Genomic DNA, 24,037 nt, shown 5'->3' with positions numbered 1-24,037 from the left:
CTTTTGATTTAAATTAAAACCCAAACCAAACAGGAGATCGTTATGCGGATTTATTATAGGATTTTACTTGCGCTTATTGTTCTCGTTTCCAGCATTCAGTTTACCAAAGCAGAGCAACCCGAGACTTTAAAAATCGGCGCGGTGGCTCCGGATTTTAGCCTGATGGGCGTGGATGGTAAGAAATATTCCCTCAAAAGCTTCGCCGCTTCACCAGTTCTGGCCATTGTTTTTACCTGTAATCATTGCCCTACCGCACAGGCTTATGAGGATCGTATCAAAAAATTAACGGCTGATAATAAAGCAAAAGGCCTCGCATTGATCGCCATTTCATCCAACGATCCCAAAGCAATCCGCCTGGACGAGCTGGGTTACACGGATTTGAGCGACACATATGACGAAATGAAGGTGCGTGCCAAGGATATGGCTTATAACTTTCCTTATCTGTATGACGGCGACGATCAGAAAACCGCATTGGCATATGGTCCGGTGGCTACCCCGCATATTTTCATTTTTGACAAAGCCAGAAAGCTGCAATATCACGGTCGCATAGACGATGTTGAAAAGCCGACGGGAACGCCGAAAAATTTAGACGCAAAAAATGCCATTGAAGCATTGCTGGCTAACAAACCAGTTCCTGTGCCGTCTACCAAGACGTTCGGCTGCTCGATGAAATGGATCTCGAAAGAAGACGGTGTGCAAAAAGAAAAAGCTGGCTGGGCAAAGGAACCTGTAACGCTCGAAGCCATTGATGAGGTTGGATTAAAAGAACTGATCAGTAACAAATCGGATAAGCTGCGGCTCATTAATGTATGGGCTACGTGGTGCGGCCCCTGCGTCACCGAATTTCCTGATTTTATGACCATGCACCATATGTATCGCGGTCGCGACTTCGAATTTGTGTCCATCAGCGCCGATAATCCCGATAAGAAGGAAAAGGCCTTGAAGTTCCTGCAAGGGAAATTTGCTTCCAATAAGAATTATATTTTTAATATGGAAGATAAGTATAAAATGATTGAAGCTATTGACCCTAAATGGCAGGGCGCATTGCCCTACACGATCCTGGTGGAGCCGGGAGGGAAGATCGTTTACGCACAGCAGGGCCCTATTGACCCACATAAAATGAAAAAAATAGTCGTTGAGAATAAATACGTAGGCAGATATTACTAACAACCTGATCATTAACCTTTATTAATCATGGCAGAACACGAAATTTCAAGACGTCAGTTTTTGAGCGCATCCGCGCTTGTGACTGCTGGCGTAAGCCTTTTGCCAGGCACAGGCTTTGGCTTTCCGGCTTATATTAAAAACCTGGGCAAGCCAAATTCCCTTTTCAATGGTGTACAGGTGGGAGCGATCACCTACTCGTGGCGCAGTATGCCAGGCACCGCCGAAGACATTCTCAAATATTGTATTGAAGCCAATGTGAGCGCTATTGAGCTCATGGGGCCAACAGGCGAGCTGTTCGCAGGCGCACCCGAAGGACCCAAAATGCCGCCATGGACAGGTGGCAAGCGTCCGGAGCTGACCGACGATCAGAAAGCCGCGCAGGCCGAGCATCAGGTTAAAATGGCGGAGTGGCGTGCAAAGGTCCCTATGGATAAATTTGTTCAGCTCCGGAAGATGTATAATGATGCCGGTGTGAGCATTTATGCATTCAAACCTTCGGCACTGGGCGAAAAAAATACGGATCAGGAAGTGGATTATGCACTCCGCGCTGCCAAAGCACTCGGTGCAAACCAGGCTACCATTGAACAGCCCAATGATCCCGCACAAACAAAAAGGCTGGGAGACATTGCGGCAAAAAACAAAGTATACGTAGGTTATCATGGTCATACCCAGCAGACGCCAACCTGGTGGGACACTGCATTAAACCAATCGAAATACAATGCCATGAACTTTGATATGGGACATTATGTAGCCGCAGGTTTTGACCCGATTCCATTAATCGAAACCAAACATGACCACATTGTAAGCATGCACGTGAAAGACCGGAAAAACAAGGAGAACGGCGGTGCCAATGTAGTGTGGGGGCAAGGAGATACACCTATTACGGCCGCTTTGGAACTCATGCGCGCCAGGAAATATAAGTTTCCCGCAACGATCGAGCTGGAATATGAGATCCCGGCCGGTTCCGACGCAGTGAAAGAAACTGCCAAGTGCGTGGAGTATGCCAGAAAAGCATTGGGCGCCTGAGAAAAAAGTGACCCACTTTCTTACCGTCACGGGATTCGTTCCGTGACGGTTTTTTCATTTTTTAAGAAAAAATTTACCTAAATATTTTTTCGTACGAAATATTTCCTACATTTGAATTGTTGACTAGAGAACAGAATGATGGAGCCTACAAAATCGGAATTGGAAATATTACAAGTGCTATGGGAGCATGGCCCTTCAACAGTGAGGTTTGTGAATGACAAACTGAACGAAGAAAAGCGGGCTGTGCAGTATTCTTCCACTTTGAAGCTCATGCAGATCATGACCGAAAAGGGCATCGTGATCCGGGATGAAAGCAGTATGAAGCACGTATATAGTCCCGCGGAAGCAGAGGATAAAACAAAAAATGCATTGCTTGAAAAGTTTGTGGATTCGATGTACAAAGGCTCGGCCTCGAACCTGGTTATGCAGCTTTTTGGCAATAAAAACACCTCACAGGAGGAACTGAATGAGATCAAGGATTTTTTGAAAAAGCTGGATAAGTAAACACATAAACACCCCCTGGCCATGAATTTCAATGAATTGTATTTTCAAAAATTGGTTCAGGCACTGAGTCTGACGTTGATCCATTCACTCTGGCAGGGCCTCATTGCCGCCGTGCTGGCCGGAATCATTCTGATATTGACCAGAAAAGCGAAACCGGCGCTGCGATATAACTTGCTGGCGACATTGCTTTTGACCTTTGTGATTGCATCTTCCTACACTTTCTTTCAGTTGTTAATGTCGGCAAAGGGGGTTAGCAAAACGGCAGTAATGGGCTCATTAACAGCAACAAATCAAACAGCAGTCTCGGTTATATTTGACGGCAGCAATGCCGTTTCCGCCGGTGATCAAAATGTGTGGATTGGCTATTTACTGGATTTTTGCAACAGAAATGCGCAGCTGATCGCGGCTGTCTGGTTTATTATATTCGCATTCAAATCCTTGCAAGCTACCGCCGGATTTTTATATGTTCAAAACATCAAGAAACGGAATGTGCACCCGCTTCGGGAAAGCTGGCAGCCACGATTTGATATGTTACTTAACAAGCTGAAAGTTAGGCAGCTTATTCAGGTTGTGGAGTCTGAAAACGTGCTCGTTCCGATGGTCATCGGATTTATCAAACCTGTGGTTATCATCCCGTTTGGAATATTTGCGAACCTGCCGGAAGCGCAGATCGAGGCCATTATTTTGCATGAACTGGCTCACATTAAAAGGCGCGATTACCTCGTGAATTTGATCCAGATTTTTTGTGAAAATGTATTCTTCTTCAATCCCGCATTGCTATGGTTATTGCGATTGATCCGGGAGGAAAGGGAACATTGCTGCGACGATCTGGCGATATCTGTGATGGAAAACAAGACTTCATTTGTCCACGCGCTGGTTTCCTTTCAGGAGTATAATTTAAATGGATCAGCATTTGAAATGGCTTTTTCCAAAAAGCGTAATCACTTACTGGACAGGATCAAACGAATTATTTATAACAACAATAAACCATTAAACGCCATGGAAAAATTATTTGTAACAATCAGTTTGCTCACCGTTGCCGCTTTGTCAGCTGCTGTTTCGCAGGACGCACCAAAGTCTGCTCCTGTGCAGGTTAAAAAAGTAACCGCAAGCTCCATGCCTGCGCCTCTTGCTGCCGTTGAGCCGCTGCCGGTTGTAGTCATGAATCAGGACACTTTACCTAAAAAGAAAATAGAACCGAAACCGGCGAACGCGGAAGAAGAAGTTGAAGTGACCGAAAATATCTCACTCAACTATAATGTCGATTCCAATTCAAATATTAACATTAAAAGCAATGGTATAAGCACTTACAGCATTACTGTAAATGGGAAGCATTATGAAATGGTGAAGATCAAAGACAAAATCACAACGTTAATGATCGATGGAAATGAAATTCCAAAGGAGGACTTTCCTAAGTATCAGTCCGAGATTAACCAGGTGCTGGATAAGATAACAGAAGAGCATAAAAAAGCCGAGGCCCAAAGAAAAGAAGCAGATAAGCACCGGGCGACTGCTGATCAGCATCGGGCAGCAGCGGATGCGCAGCGCAGGCAGGCAGACGAAATGCGGGTGCTGGCTGATAAGCAGCGCTTACAGGCGGACGAACAAAGAAAACAAGCAGAGGAAAACCGAAAAGTTGCTGAGGCACATGCGGCCAGGGCAAACGTTGACCGGGAAAGATTTGAAGGCATGCAGGACAACATTATCGATGACCTGAAAGATGCAGGTGTTATCAAAAGCAAAGTTGACCTTTCCTATAAATTCAATGAGAACGAGTTGGTTGTAAACGGCGAGAAACAACCGGAAGCACTGCACCAGAAATTGAGAGAGAAATATATGAAGGACAAAAATTTTGAAATGCTTTACAATTATGGTGGCAAGTCCGGCTCGTCTACTGGAATCCATTATAAAAAGTAGGATTGAGCGTTAATCGCCTGCAAATACAAGTATAACGTTACGCCATTTGTATTTTATAAAAGTATCAAACGAACATGTTGGGACATGCATCGCAGGACTTTTATCAAAAATACAGGGGTAGCCGCCGCAGCAGGCGCAGCCATTTCAACAGGCTTTTCATTCAAAAGTCAGAATGTGAAGAACAAGCTCCCGAAATGGAAGGGCTTTAATTTGCTCGACTTTTTTTCTCCTGATCCTGCTTCAAGCAGGAAACCAACTACCGAAGAACAGTTCAAATGGATGAGCGATTGGGGTTTTGATTTTGTCAGGATCCCGATGGCTTATCCTGCATATGTGAAATTTGACCGCAGCCGGAACATTACGCCCGAAGAAGTTTATCAGATTGACGAACAGGCGGTCGAACGCATCGATAAGCTCGTTACAACGGCACATAAATACAACATTCACGTCAGTCTGAACCTGCATAGAGCGCCGGGTTACTGTGTTAACGCAGGTTTTCATGAGCCTTATAATTTGTGGACGGATCAGAAAGCGTTGGACGCCTTTTGCTTTCACTGGAACATGTGGGCGAAGCGTTATAAGAATGTTTCCAACAAAAAAATAAGCTTCGATCTCCTAAATGAGCCTAGCATGCGCGAGGATATGAATGATCAGCATTCTAAAAGATCTTCTGTGCCTGGCGCGGTTTACCGGAAACTTGCCATTGCGGCGTCCGAAGCGATCAGAAAGGAAAATTCCATGCATTTGATCATAGCTGATGGCAACGACGTGGGCAGCTCGGTTATCCCCGAGATTGCAGATTTGGACATTGCACAAAGTTGCCGCGGTTATCACCCGGGCATTATCTCACATTACAAAGCGCCCTGGGCGAACAAAGATCCGGATAATCTTCCCGAACCGAAATGGCCGGGACAGGTGGGTGACAAGTATCTGAGCCGAGCCATGCTCGAAAGCTTTTACAAACCCTGGATTGATATGGTGGGGAAGGGAGTAGGCGTGCATTGCGGCGAATGTGGCTGCTGGAACAAAACGCCCCACGCCGTTTTCCTGGCCTGGTTTGGCGATGTGCTCGACATTCTAACGTCCAACGGAATCGGTTTCTCCTTATGGGAATTTATGGGCGATTTCGGCGTGCTGGATTCCCGCCGCGACGATGTAGCCTACGAAGACTGGCACGGCCACAAGCTCGACAGGAAATTGCTGACCTTAATGATGAAATACTAAATTATATCCTGAATCGGTAAAAAAACGTCCGTTTTGGCTTTTCGTGTAAATCATACGTTAATTTCAGTCAATTCTTCATGAACCGCAGAACCGCTCTATCTTCTATTCTCGCCCTTTCAGGTGCAGGAATTTTGCCTGCCGAAGCCGCTAAAAGCAAAGAACAGCCTTTTATTTATTCTTTGAATATGAGCACTTTGCGTGGGCATAAGCTTGGTTTCAGGAAGGAACTCGAAGTGGCTGCAAAAGCAGGGTTCGGGTCTGTTGAAATTTGGATTAATACATTGCAGGACTACCTGAAAACGGGTGGAACATTGCAGGATGCCAAAAAGATCATCAATGATCTGGGCATTAAAGTGGAAGATGCCATCGGCTTCGCAACCTGGATCGTGGAAGACGAATCGGCGCGTTCCAAGGCGATTGAGCAGCTCAAAGTAGAGATGGACCAGCTTGCACAAATCGGCTGTCCGCGCATTGCGGCACCGCCTATGGGTGCAACCACCGGCGATTCGCTGGACCTGGCAAAGGTGGCAGAGCGTTACCGGACCATTCTTGAATTAGGGGATAAAACGGGCGTCGTGCCGCACCTTGAACTATGGGGTTTTTCCAAAAATCTTAGCCGGGTAGGAGAGATCCTATATGTGGCAGTGGAGTCGGGGCATCCGTCGGCGCGCTTGCTGATGGACGTTTACCATTTGCATAAAGGCGGCTCGGGTATGGATGCCGTGAAAGATGTTGGCAAACCTTTGGTAGAGATATTTCACATTAACGATTACCCGGCAACACCTCCACGTGAATCGATTACCGATGCCGACCGCGTCTATGCCGGTGATGGCGTTGCTCCGTTGAAAGACCTTTTGAAATCACTGAAAAATCCCGATCGTCCTGTTATTCTTTCCTTTGAAGTCTTCAATAAGGAGTATTATGCACAGGATGCATTGCTTGTAGCGAAAACGGGCCTTGCTAAGATGAAGAAAGTGACAGAAGGCGTGTAATCACAGCCTGTTGGTCCAGGCTAAAATGCTGAGGACCAGCCCGGCAATGGTCGCAATCCCCGAAAGAATGATTGCAAATATGGCTAGAAATCCTTTCGAGCCTGTTCTGGCTGTTATAAGCAATTTATCGCCTTCCTTAAAACTGACGGATTCAACTGTACGCAATGTGTAGTCGCCTGGGTCAGCGACGTTAAATCCTGCAATCGGCACAACACGGTTTCCCGACATGTCTTTGCGCATTCCGAGCATATTGACGGCATTGGTAACTTGTAATTCCTGCTGGCCGACATCCTCAATCAATGTAAATGAGCAGTTTGTAGGAATGACGCCCGTGAGTGACGGCCGCTTATAGGCGATCTCATAATCACCAGCCTGATCTATTTTAATTTTATTCGATCCCGTTTTTGCCGGAAATTCAGTTTTCGGGCCTGCATAAACTTGTGCAATCCTGCTAATGCTCCTGAACAGAAAATAGACGCCCGTCAAAAACAGGGCGGGAAAAAGGATCTTGAATAACATAGCGGTGTTTGTTTAGTGTGTTTTAAAAGGAATTAACATCAGAGCTGCATGGTTTTCGCTGTTTCGAAATATTTTTTGACGAGGATATTAATGAACCTGGTCAGGTAAACTTCATTGAAAAAGACATTGGAAAAATTATCAAAGCGCTGCGATTGAACGCCCAGGTAAAAGAAATACAGACTTACGCCCAACATTGGAATTATCCTCTTTTCCTCACCGGAAATGCTCGCAACCGATTCGTAGCCTTCGAGAAACCTGTTAACCTTACTCCTGCATTCCTGCTCATCTTTTTCGACACTATGCACTTGCAAAATGTAATAAGCCAGATCGAGGCACAGCCAGCCATTCCCGCAAAAGTCGAAATCAAAAATCGTAACCCTATTATTTGAATCAATGTTGAGATTGTCAAACCAGATATCCAGATGAACAGCGCCTTTTCGCAACTGGCTTTCATCGACATTGGCAAACTCCTGCATTAAAATATGTTGTGCAGATCGCATAAAAGCCATTTCTTCCGTATCTGATGCCAGGAATTCGCTGATATGTTCAAGCGGATCGACGAGTATGGTTTCGCTTGTGTAAGTGACACGATCGAGGTTAAAACCCTGGGATAGCACGTGCATTTGCGCCATTAATGCCCCGATCTGGAAATGCGTTTCCAGCGAGAAGTTGAGTTGCTTTTTACCTTCTGCATAAGAGAACATTACTGCATACCTGTCCCCTTCGGGCGCATTGATTGTCTGGATATAGCCGGTGGTTTCACTGGCGATCGGATAGGAAACCGGAATGCTGTTTTTGTATAAATACAAAAGAAGACGAATCTCTTCATTGATCTCTTTCTCGCTCCGCCATCCTAGTGCGTACACCCGGAAAATGTATTTGATGCCCGAAGCATTCACAAGATACGTGTGGCTGATGCCGGCTTTCAGCAATTTGCATGTCACCGCCTTATCCGGGAAATATCTAGCTTGTATAAATTGTCCTAAGTGTTGTGTAGAAGGGTTGGAACTCGTAACCGGAAAGTGCGCCATAACATGATAAAATTGAGGGGGCGAAATTATAGAATCATGACAACTTATTTGGTTTTTACTTGAATATGGTTCAATTTGTCGGCGAACGGCGGGAACAATTATTTACCGGTTGTTATCCTGGATTTTTTGGTTTATCAGACAAAAATATGATTGAAGTAAAATTGAAGCTCGATGAACGCAAGAGAGGCGCGTTTTACATCGAGGAAGAGGGCAAGCAGATAGGGGAAATGGTGATTGGCGTAAGCGACACCGCGGTAACGGTTTACCACACGGAAGTTGACGAGAACATGTCCGGAAAAGGCTATGCGAAGTTAATGCTGGATGAAATGGTCGGTTATGCGCGCAAACAAAATCTGCAAGTCGTTCCGTTGTGTGAATATGTGCATGTCCAGTTCAAAAAACATCCCGACGAGTTCCAGGACGTCTGGCGGAAATAAGCCGGGACGTTTGTGTCTTTAGTTTGGAACAGGCAGGTAGACGATGAAAGTGGATCCCACTTCCGGTTCGCTTCTGGCCGTAATGTAGCCGTGATGGTTTTGGACAACTTTTTTACATAATGCAAGCCCAATTCCCGAGCCGGAAAATTCACCCCGCCCGTGCAAGCGCTGGAACATTTGGAAAATCCGGTCCAGATATTTTTCATCAAAGCCGATTCCGTTATCGCGGACTTCGAAACGGATGTAATGATGCTCTGAAAACAAGCGCGGCAACGCTGCAAGTTCGGCCGCGTCCACGTCCCTGGCCAAAATTTCGATCACCGACGGCACATCCTGCTTCCTGTATTTGATCGCATTGCTCAGCAGATTTTGCACGAGCTGGGTCAGCTGCGAGGCATTGCCCCAAACCGTCGGTAATGGCCCTATCCTAATGTCGGATTTCTGTTCTTCAATAGAGATTTCAAGATCCGCTATTACTGACGAAACGATTTTATCCAGGTCAACAGGCTCCAAAGCGCTGTCACGCGTGGTCAGCCTCGAATATGCCAGCAAATCATCGATCATACTCGACATTCTTTTGGAAGCATCCTGGATCCGGTTCAGCATAAAAATGCCGTTCTCATCGAATGAATTTCCGTAAACAGTCTGCAAACGTGAGCTGAACGACAGGATTTTACGCAACGGCTCCTGCATGTCATGACTTGCCGCATAGGCAAATTGCTGCAAGTTGCTATTCGAGTTCAACAGCTCCTGATTAACCTGATGCAGTTCCTCGGTCCGTTTTTGTACTCTTTGTTCCAATTCATTGACCAGCTGACGATAACGCTCTTCGCTTTGCTCCAAAGCCTGTCGCGATTTCACCTGCTCGGTGACATCCACCGCCATATCAAGGATTGCATAGATTTCACCTTTCGAATTACGGAGCGGCTTATAGGTGAAGTCGAAATAGAAAGTTTCCAGGACGCCATTCATCACCAGGTCAGTCCGGCTGCCAAAGGCGGCATATGGTATCCCTGTTTCAAAAATTTCACTCAGGATTTTAAGGAAAGGCTGGCTTTGCAGTTCTGGAAGCGCTTCGTGTAATGGCTTGCCGATCACACTGTTACCTTTTCCCCAGATCTTTAACATCGCCTCATTCGGCAGCTCAATGATCATTTCCCTGCCTACAAATAAGGAAGTTGCCACAGGCGCCTGCTCGATCAATGTGCGCAAATGTTCTTCGCTGGTCCGGATTATATTTTCGGCTTCGATACGGTCCGTAATGTCCATAACCACGCCCGAAAGCGACACGGCTTTTCCGGTGCTGTCAAAAAGATATTGTCCGATTACCCGCACCCAATGTACGGAGTTGTCGTGCCATACAAAACGCGCTTCATACCGCAACTGGCCGGTTGCCGACGCAACCTTATATGCGTTCAACCGCTTATCGGCATCTTCCGGGTGTACATGTCTGATGAAGACATCACGTGAATACGCACTGTCCTCCCTTCCCGTAATTATGCGTGACATAGTGGGGGAGTAAATGATCTCATCGGTTGACAGGGTAACTAAAAACGATCCGGCACCGGAGCCTTCAATCGTCATAGCAGCCTGCTGGTCCGCCCAGGCAACTTTTTCCCGATTAGATATCTCGTCTGTGACATTGCGCGAAACGCCTGAAAACCGATAGGGTATCCCTTCGGCCGTGAAATACGCTTTACCCGTGCAATGGAGCCAGCGCAATGTGTTGTCTGCGGCGCCAACCGCTCTGTACCGAACGTCATAAGTTAGCCGCTTATCCGGGTCGAGTGCATTCCTTATGGCACTGGTTACTTTTTCCCGATCCTCAGAATGAATGTGCAGGATCAGACTCTCGAAATTTAATATCTCTTCGGGGGGATTTCCGTATAGTTCTCTGCATCTATCATCAAAGTAAACTTCCCCGGTATCCGGGTTCATATTCCAGACGCCCAGCTGCGCGGCGCCAAGCGCGAATTGCAAATTGGCTTCACTTTCCAATCTTGCCACTTCGGACTGCAATTCTTCCGACAGATCCCCCATTAATTTATTGTGATTTAAGTCCGGCTTAGTGTTCATTTTCCCCGATGCCTGAATACATTTTATCCGTAAAAATAATCATATTAATGACAAAGCATTAGCTACGTTCATAACCCATTTTCGGATTGCAGCCGGACCGTATATAGTAAAGTCTATAGCGGACAGACTTTTATCCGTGATCCAACATTATATCTGCATTATGTTAAAAACATCATTATGCCTGTTTCTATCAGTTATGCTGGCAACATTTATCGCAATGGTGCCGCAGAAGAAGAAAGTTTCGCTTTTTGACGGCAAAACATTCAGCGGCTGGGAAGGTGATACGGTGAAGACCTGGAAGATAGAGAACGGCGTAATCGCTGGTGGTTCGCTGGAAGAAACGGTGCCGCACAATGAATTTTTAGTTACCAAAAAAAACTATTCGACCTTTATACTAACCCTTAAATTCAAGCTTACGGGGCATGACGGCTTCATTAATACAGGCGTTCAGTTTCACAGTGTGCGATCGAAAGATCCCTCCTATGAAATGATTGGTTATCAGGCAGATCTGGGAGAAAAGTTTTGGGCGAGCCTTTATGATGAATCCCGCAGGAACAAAACCCTTATTGCGCCCGATTCGGCGGAGGTGCTCAACCTGGTTAAGCTGAACGACTGGAATGATTATCAGGTGCGGAGTGAAAACGGCCGGATCAGGATTGTGCTCAATGGTAAGCAGACTGTGGATTATACAGAGCCCGACAAGTCCATTCCTCAGCAGGGGCTCATCGGGTTACAGATCCACGGGGGCGGAAAAGCAAAGGTTTATTACAAAGATATTTTTATAGAAGAATTATAAAGCCACGCCGCTAGGGACGTGGCTTTGGTGTTATTTCCAGCTTTTCAATAATCGTCTTGCAACCACTATTTCGGCTGTGTGATAGGCATTGTGATCGGCAATAAGCATGGCTTCGCGTAGCAGGCTTTGTCCGGTTCCCCAGGGCAGTGGCGTAAAAAGATCGTTTTTTTCGTCTTCCAGCAGCGCTTGAAAACGCTGCTGATCTTCCTCAATTTGCTTCAACGAATTATTCCATTCCTCATCGCTGATTTTTTCGGTTGGTTCCACCCAGTAATCGTCCGGCCAGGCAAGCGAAGGACTGTCGGCAGAAGCGGAAAAATCGACAATGTCCTGCTGCGCAATCCTGATGTGTTCAACCAATTGCCAAATGCTGTATGGGAGATTTTCCGGGATAACGGTGCGTAATTCCGGCGGTAGCCCGGCAACCGAATCCTTAAAACTGACGTGTGCGTTTCCTTTTTCAATGAGGCCGATAAGCTCATCTACAAGTTTTTTTCGTTGGGAGTTGTCCATAAATTGTAAATAGAAGATCGTTGTGGTTCGACAAACATTTATTCCTTATTTTAGTGGAATCATCACAATGTAACATTTTAGTCATATTTAATATGAATCCTACCCGACGGAAATTTCTCATGAACGTAACGGCGGCCTCCGCTTTGTTAGCTACTGAAAGCATTGCCAAGCCTTTCAACATTATCAAAGACCTCAAAAAGATCAGCCCCAATGACAAGATCCGTTTTGCGACGATCGGGATGGGAATCCAGGGCCATCAGGATACGAAAGCTGCATTGAGAGGCGCACCCGATGCGGAGTTTGTTGCTGCGGCAGACCTGTACGACGGCAGACTGACCCGCGTAAAAGAGGTTTTCGGAAAAGATATCTTTACAACACGTGACCATCGTCAGATCCTCGAAAGAAAAGACATTGACGCCGTCCTGATTGTAACGCCTGACCATTGGCACGACCACATTACCAAAGCGTCATTGCAGGCGGGGAAGCATGTTTATTGTGAAAAACCAATGGTGCACCACATTAACGAAGGCCTTTCTGTGATTGACGCCTGGAAAAAATCAGGCAAAACCATGCAGATCGGCAGCCAGCGCATTAGCTCTGCTTCATTTAAGGAAGCTAAAAGGCTTTTCCAGGCAGGCGAAATCGGGGAGATTAATTATGTAGAGTCTAACAATGACCGTTTCAATTCCATAGGAGCTTGGAATTATTCGATTCCGACGGATGCGTCGCAGACCACATTGGATTGGGACCAATTCCTGGGTGATGCGCCCAAAGTTCCGTTTGAGGCCAAGCGCTTTTTCAGATGGAGAAACTATCGGGATTACGGGACAGGCGTAGGAGGGGATTTGTTTGTGCATTTGATCACTGGCGTGCATTTTGTTACCAACTCCCTGGGGCCCGAACGCATTATGTCGTCAGGCGAGCTGAGTTACTGGAAAGATGGCCGTGACGTGCCGGATGTGCTGGTTTCTATTTTGGATTACCCAAAAACAGACATTCACGCTAATTTCCAAATGGTGCTGCGCGTGAACTTTGCCAATGCAGGTGCCATTGCGAACAACACGCGTATCATCGGAACCGAAGGGCAGATAGAATTTACAGAAAACAATTTGGTCCTGACGAAGAAAAAACTGCCAAAAGCGCCTGGTTTCGGGGGATACGACAGTTATAACACATTCTCGGAAAGCGAGCAGCAGGCTTTTAAAAAACAATATGATGCTCAATATCCCGAAGACACCCGCAAGGCCGATCCGGTGAAGGAAGTAAAGTTCACAGCCCCGAAAGAGGACGATGCGCATGCCAACCATTTCGCCGATTTTTTTGACAACATTAAAAAAGGAAGCGTAGGGACAATCGAGGACCCGATTTTCGGTTTCCGCGCGGCAGCGCCGGTTTTGGCTTGTAATGAAAGTTATTTTTCCAAAAAAATCATCAACTGGGACCCTGTTGCGATGAAGGTTAAAAAGAAATAGATCAAACTGAGCATGAAGGTCAAAGTCGTCTGCCGACCGAATGATCTTGCGGAAAAGCTTCACATTGAGCTTATTGGGAATGAAAAAGCGATCAGCCTGGCGTTTGATAAAATAGAACAGAATCAGGTTTTATCCAGTTGGACGGGCGCACAAAGCAGTGCGGCGCGGTCCAAAGGCATTTCTAGTTACATGCAAGTGCCTACCAACGGTTGTTTTATTGATAAAAGAGAACTTAAAATCGACGATCCCGAGTATGTGCTGAGAAGGATCTGGTCCATCGGCGGCAAAACCGGCTGGTATTATGGAACCTGGCTCTGGCAGATACCCGGGTTTCTGGACAAGGTTACGGGCGGGGTAGGGCTCCGTCGGGGGAGAAGGCATCCCGAGCAAATCTATCCGGGCGATCCGCTCGATTTCTGGCGGGTGCTGCTTGCTAACGAAGAAGAAAAGCGTCTTTTGCTATACGCCGAAATGAAACTTCCCGGCGAAGCCTGGCTGGAATTTTGCCTCGATGAAAACAATGTTTTGAAACAAACGGCCACATTTCGCCCCCTCGGATTGGCGGGAAGGTTATACTGGTACTCGGTGCTTCCTTTTCATGCATTCATTTTTAAAGGAATGATTACAAACATTGCGGGTAAAGTGTGATGCGCGGTTACTTTTTAGTCCGAAGGATTTTATAAACCAAATCAACACGGATTTATGCGCAAGATTTACGCTAATTTTCTGCTGGCTATGCTGGCGGTTCCCTCATTTGCCCAAACGGGCAAGGTGATGGACAATTTATCAGTTCCCAGTAAGCTCCTGAAATCCGAAAGAAAATACGCCATTTACCTGCCGCCCGATTATGCAACCTCAGAAAGAAGCTATCCTGTGCTTTACCTGCTGCACGGTGCCGGCGACGATCACACCGGCTGGGTCCAGTTTGGCGAAGTCCTTAACATTACCGACAAAGCCATCCGCGAAGGTTCAGCAACGCCCATGATCATCGTTATGCCGGATGCAGACACGGGAAGAAGAGGTTATTTTAATGATGTAAAGGGCGACTGGAACTATGAAGATTTCTTTTTCCAGGAATTAATGCCACATGTAGAAAAGAAGTTTCGCATCAAAAACAACAAGCGTTTCAGGGCAGTTGCCGGGCTTTCGATGGGCGGCGGCGGCACGTTTATGTACGCGCTGCATCACCCCGAGCTGTTTTCGTCCGCATGCCCGTTAAGCGCATCCGCCGGGCCGCTCACGGTGGAAGATGCCAAGAAGAATCTGCAGCGCAACAATGCTAACCCCGACATTCAGGATTCCACAGTAACCAATTATTACAACCGCCACAGCGCACTGGCATTGATCAACAACATCAAAGACGATCAGAAAAAAGCCGTTCGCTGGTACATTGATTGCGGCGACGACGACTTCCTGTACGAAGGCAACAGCCTGGTTCACATTGCGATGAAGAAAAAGGAAATCCCGCATGAATTCAGGATCCGCGATGGTGCGCATAACTGGACCTATTGGCGGGACTCGCTCCCCAAAGTGCTCGAATTCGTATCACAGTCCTTTCACCAGTATTAATTAATGTCGGTTTCGCAGTTACCAGGGATTAAGCTTTTTGATCTGACAGGAAAAGTAGCCGTTATCACCGGCGGCTCGAAAGGGCTTGGCCTGGCTATGGCCGCCGGGCTGGCTTCTGCCGGAGCCGATATTGTGCTTGTGAACCGCAATGCAGCCGATGCCGAAAAGAGCGCGGAAGAGTTGCGCTCATTCGGAACCCGGATAACCTCATTCCCGGCAGACATTACCAGCCTGGGACAGACAGAAGCTATGGTAAGATTCGTGATAGCGGCTTTTGGTAAGATCGATATTCTGATCAACAGTGCGGGTATCAATATACGCGGCCCGATCGACGAGCTTCCCCCCGCAGATTTTAACCGGGTTATGGATGTAAATGTAAACGGCACGTGGCTCGCATCGCGTGCTGTTACACCCATCATGAAGCAGCAGAAAAGCGGCAAGATCATCAATCTGGCCAGCACGCTGGGGCTGGTAGGGCTAGCCAACAGAACGCCATACACTGCCAGTAAGGGAGCAGTCGTGCAAATGACCCGTGCACTGGCGATGGAACTTGCGCCTTTCAACATCAATGTCAACGCGATCTGTCCCGGCCCGTTCCTCACCGAAATGAACATCCCCATCGCCAACAGCGACGAAGCCCGCAACATCATCATTGGCGCCACCGCATTACAGCGCTGGGCCAACCTGCAAGAAATTCAGGGAGCCGCCATCTTCCTAGCCAGCGAAGCATCCAGCTACATGGTCGGGTCGATAATGACTGTTGACGGAGGGTGGACAGCGCATTGAAAGGGATGAGTGACAGGGGCGCCGGGCAATGATTGAATGATTGAATGAGTGAATGACTGAATTGAAGAATGAGTGATGAGTGAATGAGTGTCTGGCGATGATTGGCTCAGGTGTTGAGGAAGTTTCTATTGGTTGGCTTTGAATCGTCCTATTAGGTCTTTGTAGGAGATGAGTCCTGTTACGAAGGCTCCTATTACGAGATAAATGCGGTCAACATTACTGTCGATGAGCGTGTTGGAGTTGAGAGCTAACATAACAATGCGGACGGCGGCATTGATCCCGCCAACATCCAGCATGACCAGAATAGCCTCTTTCTCTTTGACATTATGCAGTCCGTCGCGCTTGCTGCTGACAGCAACATAAATGATGGCACCGCTGAGCGCCATGATGATTGGGACCACTAATGCGGTTAAATACTTGTCCATTTATAATGTGTGTAATAAGACTATACGACGTCGTTGTTTCTTTAACTAACAGCGTCGTTTTTTCGGGAGTTTTCTTTTTTGTCATAATAAAATCCCGCGGTTGCTCCCAGGATGACGCCGAACAGCGCGCCTATCGGACCTCCCACTACGCCTAAAAGAAGACCGCAAGCAATTCCTCCGTTAAGCGGTGTGTTCAGGGATTGGATATCATTTGGTTGATTTTTCATTGACAGATGCTTTTGTAATGTGTGAATATTAATTCCTGGTTTCCTTTTTCTCCGCTGCAAATTTAAATTCTCTTTCTCAAACTCCCTATCAGCACTGCTTATAACGTGATGTAAATATTTTCTTTTAAAACATAATAAAAGCAATTCGCTTGTTGTTATATCATTTACCGGGCAGAATGTTTTTTGCTCTCTTCTATGCGGCGATGCGCCGACGGATGGCCATGAAAAGTGTTGAATTGGGTTTAGTGAAGGCACCATCGAAAATCGAATTTTATAACAATCTATGGAATAAACAATATTTAAGTGTCCAAAAGACACTGTTTGCGACTATACGTAAAGTAACCTATGGTTATTTTCGAAGAAAACATAGTCAGAAAGCAGGAATGCTTGTTTATGTGAATTATATCATATCTTTTTGTACTGCCGGTTACCATTTCGCCGGCTCCGTAAAGACGGAAATGTAGCAGCGCAAATGCCGCTTTTGCTTCAACCCCCTCAAATTTTATGATAGCGCTACGCGGAAAATGATGTTCCGCGGAGAACAGAATGTGACTGATTTTTAATCAAAATAATTGTGTGAAAAAGACACACGAATTACGCCTGAATGCCATTTGTATAAAGTCAAGATTTTTCATTGTTTAACTATTTTTTAACTATCTACTATCTATACTCTGTTTATGGGGATTTCTAAACCTGAAAAAGGCCGGGGCCTAAGCCGGTACTTTTTTTCCCTTTTTCTGACGTTCATCGTCACGGCCGGTACATTTGCTCAGGATGTTACGGTAAAGGGAAAAGTCAATGATGAGCAGTCGCAGGGGCTTCCCGGCGTGAGCGTTGTGGTAAAAGGTACTTCTACTGGTACTGTCACGGATTTGGAAGGGAACTACACGGTGAATGCACCGGGATCCGCAACGTTGGTATTTTCATTTATTGGTTACATTACACAGGAGATCCCGCTGGGCAACAAAACCAGTCTGGACGTAAAATTGCTTACCGATACCAAAGCACTGGAAGAAGTGGTGGTTGTAGGTTACGGAACTGCCAAGAAAGCGACATTAACAGGCTCGGTAACAGCTGTTAAAGGTGGCGAATTGGCAAAGGCACCGGCAACCAACCTTTCGAACACATTGAGCGGTCGTCTGCCGGGTGTGTCTGCTGTACAAGGCAGTGGTGAGCCGGGGTACGACGGATCTGCCATCCGTATCCGTGGAACTAACTCGCTGGGTAACAGCAATGCACTGATCGTTGTGGATGGCGTGCCCAACAGAAGTGGTGGTCTGGACCGTCTGAACCCTGCTGATATTGAGAGCGTATCCGTTTTGAAAGATGCGGCGGCGGCTATCTACGGTTCACGTGCAGGTAACGGGGTTATTTTGATCACTACCAAAAGAGGTAAAACCGGAAAACCGCAGTTGTCGTACGATTTGAACATGGGTATCGGGCAGCCAACGCGCACCCCAACAATGTCAAATGCAACGCAGTATGCTACAATCCGAAACGAATTGCAGATTTATGATAACCTGCAGGTAGGTGAGTGGGGAGATGCATTGCAAGGTTTCAACACCAATGGCGCTTACACTAGAAAAGACAACGGCAATGTATTGAATGCAGTTTTCACGCCGGATGATATCAGGAAATTTTCGGATGGATCTGATCCTTTGATTCACCCGAACACAGACTGGTATGGCAGCGTGATCCGTAACTGGTCGCCGCAGCAACGTCACAACTTGCAGTTAACAGGTGGCAGTGAGAACATCAGATACCTGGCATCCCTTGGACACATTAACCAGGAAGGTAATTATGTAAAGTCTGCAACAGGTTACAAACAGTATGATATGCGTATCAATTTGGATACAAAAATCAACAAATATGTAAGTGCAAACCTGGGCCTGACGCTTCGTGAAGAATTCCGTCGTTTCCCTAATGGTGGTGGCGCAGGTGATATTTTCCGTATGTTGATGCGTGGAAAACCTACTGAAATCGCGATCTGGCCAGACGGAAGACCTGGTCCTGATATTGAGAATGGTCAAAACCCGGCGGTTATTACAACCAACACAACAGGTTATAACCACGACAAACGCGACTATATCCAAACAAACGGTTCTCTCGAAATCCTTATTCCGGGTGTGGAAGGTCTGAAAGTGAATGCAATGGCAGCGATTGATAAGCAAATCCGTCGTCAGAAGTCATTCCAGAAACCATGGACGCTTTATTACTGGGATAAGAAAACCTATGAAGCGGATGGAACTTCTCCACTCCTGACAGGAACGGTTCGTTCTACATTCAGCGATCCGCGTTTGACTGAAACTTCTTCGCAGGAATTGTCTATTCAGCTGACAGGTCAGGTTTCATACGAGAAATCTTTCGGCTCGCATAATTTCAATGTAATGGCTGGTATCCAGCGTGAGAAAGTGGATGCGGATGGATTTTTTGCTTACCGTCGCTACTTTATTTCACCAGTTGTTGATCAGCTTTTTGCAGGTGGAACGCCTGAGCAGAACATTGGTAACTCAGGTTCTACAACCGTTAACGGGACGACTTATAACAATACAGATTTGTTTAACAGAGCTCGTTTGAGCTACTTCGGTAGAGCCGGTTATAACTTCAAAGAGAAATATCTTGCTGAATTCCTTTGGCGCGTGGATGGTTCTTACGTATTCCCGCAGGATGGCCGTTTTGGTTTCTTCCCGGGGATTTCGGCAGGTTGGAGAATTTCGGAGGAGGATTTCTGGAAGGGCAACATCAACTTCCTGAACAATGTTAAAATCCGTGGTTCATGGGGACAAATGGGTGCTGAGCCGTATTTGGTCGGAACAGAAATCCTTGCTGAATACCAGTATTTGTCAACAATGGGCTTCGGTTCTTACGTGATCAACGACCAGGTTGCTAAAACGCTTCTTGAATCGCGCGTTGCTAACAAAGCATTTACATGGGAGGTTGCCAACAACATGAACTTCGGTATCGAGGGAACATTGTTCCGTGATAAAGTTGCTTTCGAATTTGATTATTTCGTGAACAACCGTTCGAATATTTTGATCCCGAAAACAGGTTCTACGCCTTCAAGCGCTGGTATTGATGGAAAACTTCCTCCTCAAAACCTGGGTAAGCTGCAAAACAAAGGATGGGAATTTAAAGTGAGCTATGATGGCAGCTTAGATGACTTCACTTACTCTGTGAGCGTGAATGGTGGTTATGCGAAGAACCAGATCAAATTCTGGGATGAAACGCCGGGCGCACCTACTTACCAGCAAACAACGGGAATGCCATATAACTCATTCCTGGCGTATCAATATGACGGTGTGTTCCGCGATCAGAGCGAAGTTGATGCCAACCCATTGGATTACAAGGGTATCACAGGAACGATCCGTCCGGGTGACATGAAGTTTAAGGATATCAACGGAGATGGAAGAATCACAGCTGATGATAAAGTGAGATCTGAAAAAACAAACCGTCCGCAATTCACCGGCGGTGCGTCGATCAACCTGGGTTACAAAGCATTTGACCTTTCAATCCTGTTCCAGGGCGCATTAGGCGGGTTGCAGTACATTGGACAAACGGAGTCGGGCGACATTGGTAACTATTTGCAATATGCATATGACAACCGCTGGACCATTGATAACCCAAGTTCGACAGACCCCAGGCTGGCCAACAGAAATAACACTTATTATACCAATTTCGACAACGCCGGTGCCAACACTTATTTCCTGAGAAGCAACAATTATTTGCGTCTTAAAAACATTGAGCTTGGTTACAACCTGCCTTCGGAAATTGGAAGCAAAATCGGTTTGGGTAACCTGAGACTGTATGTTAACGGACTTAACTTGTTCACATTTGATAAGATCAAGATCTGGGATCCGGAATCTACAAGCTCAAACGGACAATATTATCCGCAATCGCGAGTACTTAATGCAGGTGTACGTGTAACTTTTTAAGAATTAGAAATGAAACTGAATTATAAACATTGGATATTTTTAGCAGCACTTGGCTCATTCGGGCTGGTATCCTGCGACACGGAATTCTTGGACGTAACGCCTCCAACTGAAATTCCGTCAGAAGAAGTGTGGAAAGAAGGTCCGCTTGCCGAAGGATTTGTAACAGGTATTTACGGGGGACTTCAGCAAGGCGGTTTTAGCGAGCAGATGCTGGCTTCCCTCACAGATGAAGCAGTGTTTACGCACACTGGCCGGAACATTAATACGGTGAATGAAGGAAGTTTAAGTCCTTCCAATCTTGGCTGGGTGGATGACACTTATGGCTGGGGCCCGATGTATACCAGGATCAGGGCTGCAAACCTTGCGATTGCCAATCTGAAAACGGCGACTTTCACAGATGAGACTTTGAAAGCCCGTCTCATGGGAGAGTCTTACTTCCTGCGTGGCTATTACTATCAGCAGCTTGTTCGCTATTACGGATCTGCGCCGATCATCACGAGGGTTTATAACCTGAATGAGGATTACTCTGTGCCCCGTAACACATACGAAGAATGTGTGAACCGCATCGTTACTGACCTTGATAGCGCTGCCATGTTGCTGAAAGGCAAAACGATTGTCAAAGGCCGTGCAAGTGAAGCGGCTGCATTGTCGCTGAAATCGAGAGTGCTGCTTTATGCTGCCAGCGATCTGCATGATATGACTACTGCGAAAGCAAAATCGGCTGTGCTTGCTGCTTACCCTAACCCTGAATTCCTGGGTTATGTATCGGGTGACAGAAAGGCACGCTGGACGGCTGCACAGGCTGCTGCAAAAGCGGCATTGGCTGCAACGGACGGAGGTTATAAGCTTAACCTGACTGCTCCGGTAACGCCTGCACAAGGAAGGAGCAATTACATCTCCATCGCTATGGGCGGTGCGAGCGCTGATAAATCACTGGATGCTTCGGCTGCCAACGAGATCATTTTCGGACGTTATTTCACACCTAGCCTTAGCGAAGGTGCCCGCCAGACCGGCTTGAACAACGGTCCTAATGGTTACCACAACTGGGCTGGAAACACGCCTATCGGTCTGCTGGTTGATGATTACGAACTGATGGACGGAACACGTTTCAGCTGGACCAACCCAACGCACAAAGCGGCCCCTTACAAAAACCGTGATCCTCGTTTCTACGCAACGGTCATGTTTGACGGTGCAGACTGGAAGCCACGTCCTTCTGATGCGAAAGATCCTGCTAACCAGATCCAGACAGGTGCATATGACCTTTTGGATGACAAAGGCGCATTGATCAACCGCAAAGGATTGGATACACGCAGCAGCTCGATCGAAGACTGGAATGGTAGCCGTACCGGATATTACATGCGTAAATTCATTGATCCAAACCCTGCATTGTATGACAATACGGATCGTCAGAACATCCCCTGGCCGTTCATCCGTACTACGGAAGTTGTGTTCAACTACATTGAGGCAAGCATCGAAGTGGGCCAGGAAGCAGAAGCTTTGCTATGGCTGAACAGGATCCGTTTCCGTTCCGGTATGCCAGCATTGAAAGTGACCGGCGCTGCTTTGAAAGAAGCGTATCGTCATGAAAAACGCATCGAAATGGCTTACGAAGAGCAACGTTACCACGATGCACGCCGCTGGATGATCGCCAAGGAAACATTGGGCCGTCCGTTGGAATACATCAACGTTTTGGGCAAGTTCAAGCCAGGTAAGACGATGAAGGAGCCGTATCACTATGATACAGACGTTTATACTTACACTTATACCCCGGTTGTCGAGAAATCGCATGAAAACCGTACATGGGTTGATAAAATGTATTTCCGTCCGTTCAGCCGTGATGAGATCAACCGTAACGCGAAGCTGGTACAAAACCCAGGTTACGATAAATAATCAGATTCAATTCGCTTTGAAGCCATGCCCATCCGGGTATGGCTTCTCTGTTTTAGGGCAGGCATAATTTTAGCCATGCAGCATTGACTCCGACCAAGGCGTCAATATGGGCTATCAATTATGAAAAAGGATAAGACGTTTTTTCAAAGAGGACTTTTACTTAGTTCACTAGTTTTCGGAGCTGCTATCGTCGGCTCTGCATTTACGGGCGATGGCATTCATAAAGTGCATTTCGTCAAAGAGGCAACAGTCATCGAGCTTGAAAAACGCGTACAAGTGCGGCCGGAGGACCTTCCTGAAAAAGTACGCAACGCATTGAATAACAAATCATATGCAGGCTGGGCGATTTCTGACGCCTATCTGGTGGTTGCTGACGACGGCGGGCAGTATTATGAACTGGTTGTCAGGAAGGCGGATGAGCAATCCCGCATGAAAGTGAACAAAGAAGGTCAGATCCTGAATTAACCTTAGCTGGATATAAATCCCACAAAACGTGGATTTCGTTCGACACAGTCTTACGATGTTGTATTTTAATAATATACTGAAAATGAGCATATTAGGTATTTTGGCATAATGATGTTAGCTTTTTACGCAACAGTGCGGATGCACAGAAACGTAAAATAAACAAGTTCAAACGAACCCAAATTATGAAAAAGCTAATAGTATCGGCATTGGCCATGACACTTATCTCTTTCGCTTCTGTTCAAGCCACAGCGCAAACAACAGAGTCCGCTCAAACGGAAACCAAACAAGAGACCACGACAAAAACCACTACAACTTCAAAAGAAGATAAGGTAGCGGTAAAACCGGAAGACCTTCCTGAGGGAATTAAAAAGACCATTAAAGGAGAAGAGTTTTCAGGTTGGACGGTGAAGAAGGCCTTCCTCGTAAAAGAGGGCGCTAAAACACCATATTACGAATTACAAGTAGCCAAAGGCAGTGAAAGTGCCAGGGTGAGATTAGATAAAGATGGTAATAATGTGGGATAAGGAATAATTTTTCCACATAATGAAGGAACAGCCGGGAAAATTTCCCGGCTGTTTTGTTTTGTAAACCTTTGGCTTCTTTATATCAACCGTTTGGTAAATGAAACCCAGTCAAATAGGCGTACAGCTGTTTATTTGTTTATCTACAACACATTTAAACAGAAACAATAATGGCTAACGTAAAAACAATCATCGATCAATGGTCGGTAAAGGATCTGGAAGACAATTCATCGATTAATGTTACAGTTGAAAGCTGTACGGAATTAGGAAACAGCGGCGTGCCGGGAATTCAGGTGGTGAGTATGGGAACCATAGTTACCTATGAACCCAACATTGTTGAACAATGGGCTTATAAAGCATCAAAGCAAAACACGGAAGAATATTTTCTGGAAGATAAATCCTGGACTTACCACGAGGATCAGTATATCAAACATCACCTCTTAATAGGAAGTCCGCTGAAAGCCCGGATCACAGTCAAAACGCGCAGCTCAAAGCCTATTACAAAAGACTATGAGCTGCCTTTCGAGGTTTAGGGAATTCTGCAATAT

General features: G+C 46.3%; 23 protein-coding genes. 17 read left to right on the top strand and 6 right to left on the bottom strand.

The features are described from left to right. The first annotated feature begins 42 nt into the window (after positions 1-42). From G395_RS0111970 to G395_RS0111945, 6 genes are all read left to right on the top strand, one after another. A complete protein-coding gene (locus G395_RS0111970; RefSeq protein WP_026630252.1) occupies positions 43-1,167 on the top strand; it encodes a redoxin domain-containing protein in 1,125 nt (374 codons plus the stop codon). 27 nt (positions 1,168-1,194) lie between these two features. Continuing rightward, positions 1,195-2,193, top strand: coding sequence for a sugar phosphate isomerase/epimerase family protein (locus G395_RS0111965; RefSeq protein ID WP_026630251.1), 999 nt, complete (start codon positions 1,195-1,197; stop codon positions 2,191-2,193). 138 nt (positions 2,194-2,331) lie between these two features. Then, complete coding sequence (locus G395_RS0111960; protein ID WP_026630250.1) at positions 2,332-2,697, top strand: BlaI/MecI/CopY family transcriptional regulator; 366 nt, start codon at positions 2,332-2,334, stop codon at positions 2,695-2,697. A 21-nt stretch (positions 2,698-2,718) separates the two neighbouring features. Further along, on the top strand, positions 2,719-4,614 hold the full coding sequence (locus G395_RS0111955; protein ID WP_026630249.1) for a M56 family metallopeptidase: 1,896 nt from the start codon (positions 2,719-2,721) through the stop codon (positions 4,612-4,614). Between the two features lie 84 nt (positions 4,615-4,698). Continuing rightward, the gene (locus G395_RS0111950; protein WP_026630248.1) at positions 4,699-5,838 is read left to right on the top strand and encodes a glycoside hydrolase family 5 protein; all 1,140 of its coding nucleotides are present in this window, start codon (positions 4,699-4,701) and stop codon (positions 5,836-5,838) included. 77 nt (positions 5,839-5,915) lie between these two features. Next, the gene (locus G395_RS0111945; protein ID WP_026630247.1) at positions 5,916-6,830 is read left to right on the top strand and encodes a sugar phosphate isomerase/epimerase family protein; all 915 of its coding nucleotides are present in this window, start codon (positions 5,916-5,918) and stop codon (positions 6,828-6,830) included. Here G395_RS0111945 and G395_RS0111940 read toward each other — a convergent pair whose 3' ends face one another. Together G395_RS0111940 and G395_RS0111935 are read right to left on the bottom strand one after the other, a co-directional pair. Continuing rightward, positions 6,831-7,349 (bottom strand): hypothetical protein, encoded by a 519-nt coding sequence (locus G395_RS0111940; protein WP_026630246.1) that lies wholly within the window; start codon positions 7,347-7,349, stop codon positions 6,831-6,833. It abuts the gene before it with no gap. A gap of 38 nt (positions 7,350-7,387) precedes the next feature. Further along, positions 7,388-8,380, bottom strand: a complete 993-nt coding sequence (locus G395_RS0111935; protein WP_026630245.1) for a phosphotransferase enzyme family protein — start codon at positions 8,378-8,380, stop codon at positions 7,388-7,390. Between the two features lie 65 nt (positions 8,381-8,445). Here G395_RS0111935 and G395_RS0111930 point away from each other — a divergent pair, with 65 nt between their 5' ends. Further along, positions 8,446-8,817, top strand: coding sequence for a GNAT family N-acetyltransferase (locus G395_RS0111930; RefSeq protein WP_374754380.1), 372 nt, complete (start codon positions 8,446-8,448; stop codon positions 8,815-8,817). Between the two features lie 18 nt (positions 8,818-8,835). Here G395_RS0111930 and G395_RS31130 read toward each other — a convergent pair whose 3' ends face one another. After that, positions 8,836-10,893 carry a PAS domain-containing sensor histidine kinase gene (locus G395_RS31130; RefSeq protein ID WP_051350136.1) on the bottom strand — a complete coding sequence of 686 codons (2,058 nt, stop codon included), beginning with the start codon at positions 10,891-10,893 and terminating at the stop codon, positions 8,836-8,838. Positions 10,894-11,053: 160 nt separating this feature from the next. On the opposite strand from G395_RS31130, the gene G395_RS0111920 reads away from it, so the two are divergent. Continuing rightward, positions 11,054-11,689, top strand: a complete 636-nt coding sequence (locus G395_RS0111920; RefSeq protein WP_026630243.1) for a 3-keto-disaccharide hydrolase — start codon at positions 11,054-11,056, stop codon at positions 11,687-11,689. A gap of 30 nt (positions 11,690-11,719) precedes the next feature. On the opposite strand, the gene G395_RS0111915 is transcribed toward G395_RS0111920, so the two are convergent. Further along, positions 11,720-12,202, bottom strand: a complete 483-nt coding sequence (locus G395_RS0111915; RefSeq protein WP_026630242.1) for a DinB family protein — start codon at positions 12,200-12,202, stop codon at positions 11,720-11,722. Between the two features lie 92 nt (positions 12,203-12,294). Between G395_RS0111915 and G395_RS29290 the strand changes: the two genes are divergently transcribed. The 4 genes from G395_RS29290 to G395_RS0111895 are packed head-to-tail and all read left to right on the top strand — an operon-like array spanning position 12,295 to position 16,029. Continuing rightward, positions 12,295-13,674, top strand: coding sequence for a Gfo/Idh/MocA family protein (locus G395_RS29290; protein ID WP_035361146.1), 1,380 nt, complete (start codon positions 12,295-12,297; stop codon positions 13,672-13,674). A gap of 12 nt (positions 13,675-13,686) precedes the next feature. Beyond that, positions 13,687-14,322 carry a DUF2867 domain-containing protein gene (locus tag G395_RS29285; protein WP_051350135.1) on the top strand — a complete coding sequence of 212 codons (636 nt, stop codon included), beginning with the start codon at positions 13,687-13,689 and terminating at the stop codon, positions 14,320-14,322. Between the two features lie 54 nt (positions 14,323-14,376). After that, the gene (locus tag G395_RS0111900) at positions 14,377-15,243 is read left to right on the top strand and encodes an alpha/beta hydrolase (RefSeq protein WP_026630241.1); all 867 of its coding nucleotides are present in this window, start codon (positions 14,377-14,379) and stop codon (positions 15,241-15,243) included. A gap of 3 nt (positions 15,244-15,246) precedes the next feature. After that, the gene (locus G395_RS0111895; protein ID WP_026630240.1) at positions 15,247-16,029 is read left to right on the top strand and encodes an SDR family NAD(P)-dependent oxidoreductase; all 783 of its coding nucleotides are present in this window, start codon (positions 15,247-15,249) and stop codon (positions 16,027-16,029) included. A gap of 125 nt (positions 16,030-16,154) precedes the next feature. Here G395_RS0111895 and G395_RS0111890 read toward each other — a convergent pair whose 3' ends face one another. Beyond that, entirely contained in the window at positions 16,155-16,430 is a 276-nt protein-coding gene (locus tag G395_RS0111890; RefSeq protein ID WP_169720031.1) for a hypothetical protein, read from the bottom strand. A 65-nt stretch (positions 16,431-16,495) separates the two neighbouring features. Next, positions 16,496-16,939, bottom strand: coding sequence for a hypothetical protein (locus G395_RS32070; RefSeq protein ID WP_157486681.1), 444 nt, complete (start codon positions 16,937-16,939; stop codon positions 16,496-16,498). Between the two features lie 419 nt (positions 16,940-17,358). Between G395_RS32070 and G395_RS0111875 the strand changes: the two genes are divergently transcribed. The 5 genes from G395_RS0111875 (at position 17,359) to G395_RS0111855 (ending at position 24,022) form a co-directional block, all read left to right on the top strand. Further along, the gene (locus G395_RS0111875) at positions 17,359-20,613 is read left to right on the top strand and encodes a SusC/RagA family TonB-linked outer membrane protein (protein ID WP_084439581.1); all 3,255 of its coding nucleotides are present in this window, start codon (positions 17,359-17,361) and stop codon (positions 20,611-20,613) included. 9 nt (positions 20,614-20,622) lie between these two features. Then, on the top strand, positions 20,623-22,503 hold the full coding sequence (locus G395_RS0111870; RefSeq protein ID WP_026630235.1) for a RagB/SusD family nutrient uptake outer membrane protein: 1,881 nt from the start codon (positions 20,623-20,625) through the stop codon (positions 22,501-22,503). 120 nt (positions 22,504-22,623) lie between these two features. Then, positions 22,624-22,968, top strand: coding sequence for a hypothetical protein (locus tag G395_RS29280; RefSeq protein ID WP_051350134.1), 345 nt, complete (start codon positions 22,624-22,626; stop codon positions 22,966-22,968). A 182-nt stretch (positions 22,969-23,150) separates the two neighbouring features. Further along, a complete protein-coding gene (locus G395_RS0111860) occupies positions 23,151-23,492 on the top strand; it encodes a hypothetical protein (protein WP_026630234.1) in 342 nt (113 codons plus the stop codon). A gap of 167 nt (positions 23,493-23,659) precedes the next feature. After that, positions 23,660-24,022 carry a hypothetical protein gene (locus G395_RS0111855; RefSeq protein WP_026630233.1) on the top strand — a complete coding sequence of 121 codons (363 nt, stop codon included), beginning with the start codon at positions 23,660-23,662 and terminating at the stop codon, positions 24,020-24,022. The last annotated feature ends 15 nt before the right edge of the window (positions 24,023-24,037 follow it).

Origin of the sequence: Dyadobacter alkalitolerans DSM 23607, from assembly GCF_000428845.1 — a bacterium.
Lineage (GTDB): Bacteria > Bacteroidota > Bacteroidia > Cytophagales > Spirosomataceae > Dyadobacter > Dyadobacter alkalitolerans.
The sequence above is the reverse complement of the archived record's forward strand: the minus strand, read 5'-3'. Positions and strand labels throughout refer to the sequence as shown.

Coding starts and splice junctions, on each gene's coding strand:
- G395_RS0111935 (WP_026630245.1), bottom strand. CDS start 8,380: ATGGCGCACTTTCCGGTTACGAGTTCCAACCCTTCTACACAACACTTA.
- G395_RS29280 (WP_051350134.1), top strand. CDS start 22,624: ATGAAAAAGGATAAGACGTTTTTTCAAAGAGGACTTTTACTTAGTTCA.
- G395_RS0111965 (WP_026630251.1), top strand. CDS start 1,195: ATGGCAGAACACGAAATTTCAAGACGTCAGTTTTTGAGCGCATCCGCG.
- G395_RS0111870 (WP_026630235.1), top strand. CDS start 20,623: ATGAAACTGAATTATAAACATTGGATATTTTTAGCAGCACTTGGCTCA.
- G395_RS29290 (WP_035361146.1), top strand. CDS start 12,295: ATGAATCCTACCCGACGGAAATTTCTCATGAACGTAACGGCGGCCTCC.
- G395_RS0111920 (WP_026630243.1), top strand. CDS start 11,054: ATGTTAAAAACATCATTATGCCTGTTTCTATCAGTTATGCTGGCAACA.
- G395_RS0111875 (WP_084439581.1), top strand. CDS start 17,359: ATGGGGATTTCTAAACCTGAAAAAGGCCGGGGCCTAAGCCGGTACTTT.
- G395_RS32070 (WP_157486681.1), bottom strand. CDS start 16,939: ATGGTGCCTTCACTAAACCCAATTCAACACTTTTCATGGCCATCCGTC.
- G395_RS31130 (WP_051350136.1), bottom strand. CDS start 10,893: ATGAACACTAAGCCGGACTTAAATCACAATAAATTAATGGGGGATCTG.
- G395_RS0111940 (WP_026630246.1), bottom strand. CDS start 7,349: ATGTTATTCAAGATCCTTTTTCCCGCCCTGTTTTTGACGGGCGTCTAT.
- G395_RS0111855 (WP_026630233.1), top strand. CDS start 23,660: ATGGCTAACGTAAAAACAATCATCGATCAATGGTCGGTAAAGGATCTG.
- G395_RS0111970 (WP_026630252.1), top strand. CDS start 43: ATGCGGATTTATTATAGGATTTTACTTGCGCTTATTGTTCTCGTTTCC.
- G395_RS0111895 (WP_026630240.1), top strand. CDS start 15,247: ATGTCGGTTTCGCAGTTACCAGGGATTAAGCTTTTTGATCTGACAGGA.
- G395_RS0111860 (WP_026630234.1), top strand. CDS start 23,151: ATGAAAAAGCTAATAGTATCGGCATTGGCCATGACACTTATCTCTTTC.
- G395_RS0111930 (WP_374754380.1), top strand. CDS start 8,446: ATGGTTCAATTTGTCGGCGAACGGCGGGAACAATTATTTACCGGTTGT.
- G395_RS29285 (WP_051350135.1), top strand. CDS start 13,687: ATGAAGGTCAAAGTCGTCTGCCGACCGAATGATCTTGCGGAAAAGCTT.
- G395_RS0111900 (WP_026630241.1), top strand. CDS start 14,377: ATGCGCAAGATTTACGCTAATTTTCTGCTGGCTATGCTGGCGGTTCCC.
- G395_RS0111955 (WP_026630249.1), top strand. CDS start 2,719: ATGAATTTCAATGAATTGTATTTTCAAAAATTGGTTCAGGCACTGAGT.
- G395_RS0111915 (WP_026630242.1), bottom strand. CDS start 12,202: ATGGACAACTCCCAACGAAAAAAACTTGTAGATGAGCTTATCGGCCTC.
- G395_RS0111960 (WP_026630250.1), top strand. CDS start 2,332: ATGGAGCCTACAAAATCGGAATTGGAAATATTACAAGTGCTATGGGAG.
- G395_RS0111950 (WP_026630248.1), top strand. CDS start 4,699: ATGCATCGCAGGACTTTTATCAAAAATACAGGGGTAGCCGCCGCAGCA.
- G395_RS0111945 (WP_026630247.1), top strand. CDS start 5,916: ATGAACCGCAGAACCGCTCTATCTTCTATTCTCGCCCTTTCAGGTGCA.